Below are 7674 nucleotides of genomic sequence, written 5' to 3'. Positions count from 1 at the left end.
GCGCCGTGCCCGCGCGGGCCTGCAGGATCCGAACCGGCCGACGGGCTCGTTCATGTTCTTAGGCCCCACCGGCGTCGGCAAGACCGAGCTGACCAAGGCGCTCGCCGCTGACCTGTTCAACGACGAGACCGCGATGGTCCGCCTCGACATGTCCGAATTCATGGAGAAGCACTCGGTCTCGCGGCTGATCGGCGCGCCTCCCGGCTATGTCGGCTACGACGAGGGCGGGGCACTGACCGAAGCCGTGCGGCGCCGGCCCTACCAGGTCGTGCTGTTCGACGAGATCGAGAAGGCGCATCCCGACGTCTTCAACGTGCTCTTGCAGGTGCTCGACGACGGCCGCCTGACCGACGGCCAGGGCCGCACCGTCGATTTCCGCAACACGCTGATCATCATGACCTCGAATCTCGGTTCGGAGTTCCTGGTGAATCAGCCGGAGGGCGAGGACACCGCGGCGGTCCGCGATCAGGTGATGGGCGTCGTGCGGGCGCATTTCAGGCCGGAATTCCTGAACCGCATCGACGAGATCATCCTGTTCCACCGCCTGCAGAAGAGCGAGATGGGCCGTATCGTCGAGATCCAGTTCGCGCGGCTGACCAAGCTGCTCGAGGATCGCAAGATCGAGCTCACGCTGGACGCCAAGGCGCGGGACTGGCTCGCGGAGAAGGGCTGGGATCCGGCTTACGGCGCCCGCCCGCTGAAGCGGGTGATCCAGCGCAGCGTGCAGGATCCGCTGGCCGAGATGATCCTCGCCGGCGAGGTCAAGGACGGCGATCATGTCGTGATCTCGGAGAAGGGCAACGTGCTGACCTTCAACGGTCAGGTGCCCAAAACCGCCGAGATCGTGCAGTTCGAGGCCCCGGTCTCGAAGCGCAAGCTGAACTGAGCGTTTCGATAGCGAAACTGGATGCGGCCTGGCGACAGGCCGCATCCGCGACAATCGACGGGCCGCCCGCGACGGAGTTCCTGTCTGGCGGCCCGTTTTGTGGGCCCGAATTAATGAAACCGCCTGCGGACAGCGTTCGTTTTCATCCTGAATGATCGGCTGGCGTGGCAACATCCCGCGCAGCTCCAAAGGGAAGTATTCGGCCCGAATCGCATGGCTGATTCGCGCGCCACGTTGCATCATCCTGCAAAGCCACACCGCCGGTCGCCCTCAGCAGAAGGCGAATTGCATGAGCAGAGACCTCATTGCCCATAACCGGCCCGTCTATGACGATCCTTCATCCGCGCGTTTACGGCACGGCCGCAGGCCTGGTCGGATGGTTCGTGCTGTCGGCCTGGATTCTGTTCGACCGCCAGAGCGAGGTGGAACTGTCGCTGATGTTCGTGACGGTGTTGCTGTTTGTCGCGGTGCTCCTGCCGTGGCTGCTGTCGCAGATCTGGCGGAGATACGACCATCGGCACGATCCGCATGCGCGGCCGATTCCGTTTGGCGAATGGCGGAGGGGCGAATTCGCGGTCTGGGGCAGCACGATCAACAGCTCCCATGCGACGATCGACATGCTGCTGCCGCTCGCGGCCGTCGCGTTCGGGTTGACCGCAATCGGGATCGTGTTCCTGATCTGCGCCAGCCTCGCGCTGTAAGCTTTCATTCCGGCGGGGCGATGGGCGGCGAGGGTTCGTCGTCCTCGGCAGATTCGAGCTCTGTGAGGATGTCGACCAGCTCGCGGGCACGGCCCGTGGCCAGCGGCCTGCCGTCATTCATCAGTGGCTCGTCATTGGCGAGCCACGCCTGCGCTTCGGCAAGCTCGGCGATCGTTGCCCCGGATGCGATGATTCGCGCAATCGTGACGTCGTCGGCGTGGCTGACGGCTTTCAGCACGTCGTCGCGGGTGAGTTGGGTCATGGTTGCATATCCTCATTGGGCAAATGCCCTTACCCGCCGGCCATCCCGGCCAGCGGGTAAGGAATCGATGAGCTCGAAGCGTCAGCTGTGAGTGGTGAGCCGGGGCGGATGCTGGGACATGACCCAGAGCTCGATCGCCGCAAGGACCGCGACTGCGATGCCGATGACCACGTGCACGGTCATCGCGGTGGTGATTCCCTGGAAACCAAGGACCCACGGCGAGACCAGCGCCCAAAGTCCGACGATGAGGTTCAGCCACTCCTCCCAGACCGCGAAGGCTGCGAGCGCGGCGATCGCAAGGACCGCCATCGCAATGCCGACGATGTGGGCGTTGGCGGAAACCGTTCCGCCGTCGAACGTGAACAGCCACGGCGACAGGAAAAGAATCGCGCCGAGGATCAGGTTTGCGACGTCACACAGTTTTGCGTTTGTCCAGTTCTCCATGACTCCCTCCATTGGAGGTTTTACCTTCGAATCAACTGGATGACCGCCATTCGAGTTCCCGTCTTGTTCCGCGAAATTGGTGGATTCCGGGGGATTTTGGCGGAAATCGCCGCCGCCGCCGATGTCCGGCGGCGCCTGTTTGGACGCGGCAATCAGCTTCCGAAGGGAGCGCAGCGGCGTCGTCAGACGGCCCGTGTGGCCTGGGGAATAATCAGCGATTGGTGATGGAGCGCGTCTGCGAGGTCGAGCTCGTGGCGTCCGAGACGATTCGCGAGCTGCCGCGGCTGGACATCTGGGCCTCGATCCGGTCGCGCTCCTTCTCGAAGTTCGCCAGCATGGGGCCTTCGAGCGAACGGCCGCGCGGCAGCTTCACGCGCATCGGGTCGACGAATCGGCCGTTGACAAGGATTTCGTAGTGGACGTGCGGGCCGGTCGACTGGCCGGTCGAGCCGACGAAGCCGATCACCTGGCCCTGCCGCACCTTCTTGCCGATCTCCATGCCCTTGGCGAAGGCCGACATGTGGCCGTAGGCCGTCTCATAGCCATTGGCATGCTTCATGCGGATATATTTGCCGTAACCGCCCTCGTATCCGACCTTCTCGAGCACGCCGTTGCCGGAAGCGAAGATCGGCGTGCCGTAAGCGGTGGCCCAGTCGACGCCGGTGTGCATCTTCACATAGCCGAGGATCGGGTGGCGGCGGCCACCGAAGCCCGAACGCATGATCGCGTTGTTGACCGGCTTGCGCACCAGGAACTTCTTCGCGCTCTTGCCGGTCTCGTCATAGTAGTCGACGAGGCCGTCGTCCGAACTCTGGAATCGGTAGTATTTCTTGGTTTCGCCGCCCACGGTCAGCGCGGCGTAGAGCACTTCGGTCTTTTCGGTGCTGGTGACGCCCTCGTCCTCGCCGGCAAAGAACACGTCGAACGAGTCGCCGGGCTGGACCTTGCGCTGGAAATCGACGTCGTAGGAGTAGATCTTGACCATGTCTTCGATGACGGTCGGCGGCACCTTGTTGCGCAGCGCGGTCTCGTAAATGCTCTGATAGAGCCGCACGCCGCTGCCATCATCCTCGTCATCGTCGCTGGAATTGTCGGCGGTCTCGGTGACGGTGTTCATGCTTTGCACGTCGACGGCGACGTATTTTCCGAGATCGGACAGCGCAGCGACGGCCTCGATGACCGATTCGTTGGCGACGATCACGCGATAGGGCTGCAGCCTGACATTCGGTCCGGGAGCGGCCGGCGCCATCAGGATTCGTACCTTCTGGCCTTCCTTCAGGCCGCCCTCGCGGCCGCGCGGACCGAGCGTTGCGGCGATCGCCTTCGCCTCGTCGGGCGTTGCGCCCTGATCGCGCAGGATCGAGGTGATGCTGTCGCCCTTCCTGACGACGTGAACCCGTTCGCCGACCGGATTGCCGCCGGTGACCTGCTCTTTGGTCTTCGGCAGCAGGGTGACGTTTTCCGGCACCACGCGGGTCTCGAAGCCGGCATAGGGATCGGAGGTGTTGCCCTCGGCGGCGTAGGCCATCCTCATGTCGGGGCCGGCGCCGCTCGCGTCAGCCGTGGCATTGGCGAGTGAAGCGTAGCGCACTGAATTGCCGGAGCCGCGCCAGTTGGCGGCGTCGCGGACCCGCATCAGCACGTCGTCGAGCGCGACGACGGCGGCGAGCTTGGCTTTCGGCAGCACGGAGCCGAGATCCTTGGTGACGAACGAGACCTCGGCGTCGGGCTCGGCCGCGGCATTCGGATCCTCGGCCGCCGCCGGCGTGTCGGAGCCGACATCGGTCAAGAGACGCTGCGCGTTGAACGCGGGGATTTTTGCCGACAGATCGCTCGTGGTCATCGAGAGATTGCCGGAAATTCGGATGAAGGGCCGCACCCGCATCACGTCGCGATTGCCGACGCGGGTCACGGTCGACACACGCACCAGGCTGCGGGAGGCGGAGGATTCGCTGGGCGGCGGCAGGCGGTCGCCCTTGTGCAGGCTGACGACGCGATCGTTGCCGGTGAACGCGCCGCGCAGCGCGCCTTCGACGCGCTCCGGCACCTTGGCGAAGGTCATCTCGCCATCGAGCGACGCAAAAACGGCGCCGCCGATCAGGGCCGCGCCACATAGTCCAGTCAGAATGGTGCCGCTAAACCATTGAACGGAGACGCGGCGGCGGTCGATCACCGCGGCCTCGGTGCCGTCGACTGAAAGCGGGGGTTCGTGACCGAGATCGATCATCCCGGTCTCGCGCCCAATGCCGCTTCCGCGTGACGCCCGTTGGCTCAACCCGATATCCCCCCAAATTCCGGCAACTGCGATCGTCCTCAGCTCATCCTCGTCCCCACCTTGATCCCCGGAAGAGGAATCTCGGCAGTGTGGCGAGCCACACGCATCGAATTCGAGAAGCCGATGGCCATTAGCTAGCCGCGATCTCGAACGTCAATGGTGTGCAGATCTCTCGATGTTGCTCGGCCGCGCGAAGGGAAGAGGCGACGTATTCTTGGAGAAAATCGCCTGGTCCCCCAGAAAAACCGCCCCAGCCCCCACAGGTTACGAGCGGTTCAATGCATTCGTTATAGCCAGAACGTCGCAGGATTGTGGCTCAAGTGCGGCATTTGAGGTGGAAAAGCTTCCCTGAAAGCAGGTCGATACCCGCCGCCCGGCCTCGCGGCGGCTGGAACCCGTTTTGGAGGGCCTCACGGGCTCCCCGGCGACAAACTTTTTTTAAAGTTTTTTGCCGCGAGGGCTGGGTGGCGAATTTTTACCTCCGACCTAAGTCACGGAAAGCACGACAATTTCTTCGCACTGCACAAGCGATTTGGGCGTGCGACGATTTGTTGACAATGGGCGTTGACAATCCCGAGGGGTGGGGACTATAAACCAACCACTGAGCGCGGCGCCGCCGGGTCACTGACCAAGGCGAGCGAACGCGCCTCTGATGCTCCTCACTTAGATGAGTGACACAACAGCCGACATAAATCGGTTGAGGTTCACTGTCGGTCGGTGAGGGGTAGAACCACCCTCTAAGGGTGTGGGGTCATCGGATCCCGGGCTGTTTGACAAGTGAAGATGAAGAAAGAGAAACGTGGACGGCGGAGTCCTTGCGTCTCTCGGAATACTTGAAAGCTTCGGCTTTTGACTTCTGAGAGTGGACGAAAGACTTCGGCGGTACACGTTTTAAAGGTTACACCATCGCTGCCAACGATGTGAATCGCAGGCGGCTCGTTGACTTCGGTCGACGAAGAATGGTGGGACCTCGTCAAACGTTGTGATCAGCCGGTTCAAGGTTTCAAGTCCAACTTGAGAGTTTGATCCTGGCTCAGAGCGAACGCTGGCGGCAGGCTTAACACATGCAAGTCGAGCGGGCATAGCAATATGTCAGCGGCAGACGGGTGAGTAACGCGTGGGAACGTACCTTTTGGTTCGGAACAACTGAGGGAAACTTCAGCTAATACCGGATAAGCCCTTACGGGGAAAGATTTATCGCCGAAAGATCGGCCCGCGTCTGATTAGCTAGTTGGTGAGGTAATGGCTCACCAAGGCGACGATCAGTAGCTGGTCTGAGAGGATGATCAGCCACATTGGGACTGAGACACGGCCCAAACTCCTACGGGAGGCAGCAGTGGGGAATATTGGACAATGGGCGCAAGCCTGATCCAGCCATGCCGCGTGAGTGATGAAGGCCCTAGGGTTGTAAAGCTCTTTTGTGCGGGAAGATAATGACGGTACCGCAAGAATAAGCCCCGGCTAACTTCGTGCCAGCAGCCGCGGTAATACGAAGGGGGCTAGCGTTGCTCGGAATCACTGGGCGTAAAGGGTGCGTAGGCGGGTCTTTAAGTCAGGGGTGAAATCCTGGAGCTCAACTCCAGAACTGCCTTTGATACTGAAGATCTTGAGTTCGGGAGAGGTGAGTGGAACTGCGAGTGTAGAGGTGAAATTCGTAGATATTCGCAAGAACACCAGTGGCGAAGGCGGCTCACTGGCCCGATACTGACGCTGAGGCACGAAAGCGTGGGGAGCAAACAGGATTAGATACCCTGGTAGTCCACGCCGTAAACGATGAATGCCAGCCGTTAGTGGGTTTACTCACTAGTGGCGCAGCTAACGCTTTAAGCATTCCGCCTGGGGAGTACGGTCGCAAGATTAAAACTCAAAGGAATTGACGGGGGCCCGCACAAGCGGTGGAGCATGTGGTTTAATTCGACGCAACGCGCAGAACCTTACCAGCCCTTGACATCCCGGTCGCGGACTCCAGAGACGGAGTTCTTCAGTTCGGCTGGACCGGAGACAGGTGCTGCATGGCTGTCGTCAGCTCGTGTCGTGAGATGTTGGGTTAAGTCCCGCAACGAGCGCAACCCCCGTCCTTAGTTGCTACCATTTAGTTGAGCACTCTAAGGAGACTGCCGGTGATAAGCCGCGAGGAAGGTGGGGATGACGTCAAGTCCTCATGGCCCTTACGGGCTGGGCTACACACGTGCTACAATGGCGGTGACAATGGGATGCTAAGGGGCGACCCTTCGCAAATCTCAAAAAGCCGTCTCAGTTCGGATTGGGCTCTGCAACTCGAGCCCATGAAGTTGGAATCGCTAGTAATCGTGGATCAGCACGCCACGGTGAATACGTTCCCGGGCCTTGTACACACCGCCCGTCACACCATGGGAGTTGGTTTTACCTGAAGACGGTGCGCTAACCGAAAGGGGGCAGCCGGCCACGGTAGGGTCAGCGACTGGGGTGAAGTCGTAACAAGGTAGCCGTAGGGGAACCTGCGGCTGGATCACCTCCTTTCTAAGGATGATCCTTCAGCGAGCTCACGCTCACTATCGGATCGTTTTAGAAACATTCAGGGGCCAACAGTTTCAGGATTGTTGAGCTCCATTGGCGGGATTTCGCCGTCTTCGTTTCTCTTTCTTCGCGGACGAACACGCGCCAGGGGCTGAGCGCTGTGCGGTGCATCGACTTCACGTCGGTTGCGCGCCGGCATGTCTCTCGTGTTAGGGGGCTTGTAGCTCAGTTGGTTAGAGCGCGCGCTTGATAAGCGTGAGGTCGGAAGTTCAAGTCTTCCCAGGCCCACCATTTTGATCGAGTGCGGAGCATTCGTCTTCTGGTACGGGGCCATAGCTCAGCTGGGAGAGCGCGTGCTTTGCAAGCATGAGGTCGTCGGTTCGATCCCGTCTGGCTCCACCAGATGGAATTGAAGCTCGAGAATGCGCCTTGTGCAGGAAGCTCTGTTCATTTCGTCCGCGAAACATCACTTCGCACTCATTGGTCCGGATGGACGGTGACGTGCGTGTTTTCTGACATCGTAAAGAGGAGATCGATCCGAGTTTGGATCTGCGAAGCAATTCGCGGGTGCCATTCCTAATCTCCAGATCGTTTTCGGCGCTCGCGCATC

At 60.9% G+C, this 7674-nt stretch carries 6 protein-coding genes, 2 tRNA genes and 1 rRNA gene; 6 read left to right on the top strand and 3 right to left on the bottom strand.

What is annotated here, in order from left to right:
* Together AKL29_RS45360 and AKL29_RS22345 are read left to right on the top strand one after the other, a co-directional pair.
* On the top strand, positions 1-886 hold an 886-nt coding region (locus AKL29_RS45360; RefSeq protein WP_244482298.1), incomplete at its 5' end, for an AAA family ATPase.
* A gap of 326 nt (positions 887-1212) precedes the next feature.
* Positions 1213-1587 carry a hypothetical protein gene (locus tag AKL29_RS22345; RefSeq protein WP_050385648.1) on the top strand — a complete coding sequence of 125 codons (375 nt, stop codon included), beginning with the start codon at positions 1213-1215 and terminating at the stop codon, positions 1585-1587.
* Between the two features lie 4 nt (positions 1588-1591).
* Here the strand turns inward: AKL29_RS22345 and AKL29_RS22340 are convergent, their stop codons facing one another.
* Together AKL29_RS22340 and AKL29_RS22335 are read right to left on the bottom strand one after the other, a co-directional pair.
* Positions 1592-1849, bottom strand: coding sequence for a hypothetical protein (locus tag AKL29_RS22340; protein WP_028333573.1), 258 nt, complete (start codon positions 1847-1849; stop codon positions 1592-1594).
* An 81-nt stretch (positions 1850-1930) separates the two neighbouring features.
* A complete protein-coding gene (locus AKL29_RS22335) occupies positions 1931-2293 on the bottom strand; it encodes an SPW repeat protein (protein ID WP_050385647.1) in 363 nt (120 codons plus the stop codon).
* A 39-nt stretch (positions 2294-2332) separates the two neighbouring features.
* Here AKL29_RS22335 and AKL29_RS42150 point away from each other — a divergent pair, with 39 nt between their 5' ends.
* Complete coding sequence (locus tag AKL29_RS42150) at positions 2333-2518, top strand: hypothetical protein (protein WP_152977717.1); 186 nt, start codon at positions 2333-2335, stop codon at positions 2516-2518.
* Here AKL29_RS42150 and AKL29_RS22330 read toward each other — a convergent pair.
* Positions 2505-4568, bottom strand: a complete 2064-nt coding sequence (locus AKL29_RS22330; protein ID WP_050385646.1) for a M23 family metallopeptidase — start codon at positions 4566-4568, stop codon at positions 2505-2507. The two genes, AKL29_RS42150 and AKL29_RS22330, sit on opposite strands and share 14 nt — an antisense overlap.
* A gap of 1010 nt (positions 4569-5578) precedes the next feature.
* Here AKL29_RS22330 and AKL29_RS22325 point away from each other — a divergent pair.
* The 3 genes from AKL29_RS22325 (at position 5579) to AKL29_RS22315 (ending at position 7466) form a co-directional block, all read left to right on the top strand.
* Positions 5579-7067: ribosomal RNA gene (locus tag AKL29_RS22325) — 16S ribosomal RNA — on the top strand.
* Positions 7068-7278: 211 nt separating this feature from the next.
* Positions 7279-7355 (top strand) — tRNA-Ile (locus AKL29_RS22320).
* A gap of 35 nt (positions 7356-7390) precedes the next feature.
* Positions 7391-7466: transfer RNA gene (locus AKL29_RS22315), tRNA-Ala, on the top strand.
* Positions 7467-7674 lie beyond the last annotated feature (208 nt).

The organism is Bradyrhizobium pachyrhizi (assembly GCF_001189245.1).
GTDB classification, from domain to species: Bacteria; Pseudomonadota; Alphaproteobacteria; order Rhizobiales; family Xanthobacteraceae; genus Bradyrhizobium; species Bradyrhizobium pachyrhizi.
This window is presented reverse-complemented; position numbering and strand designations above follow the sequence as displayed.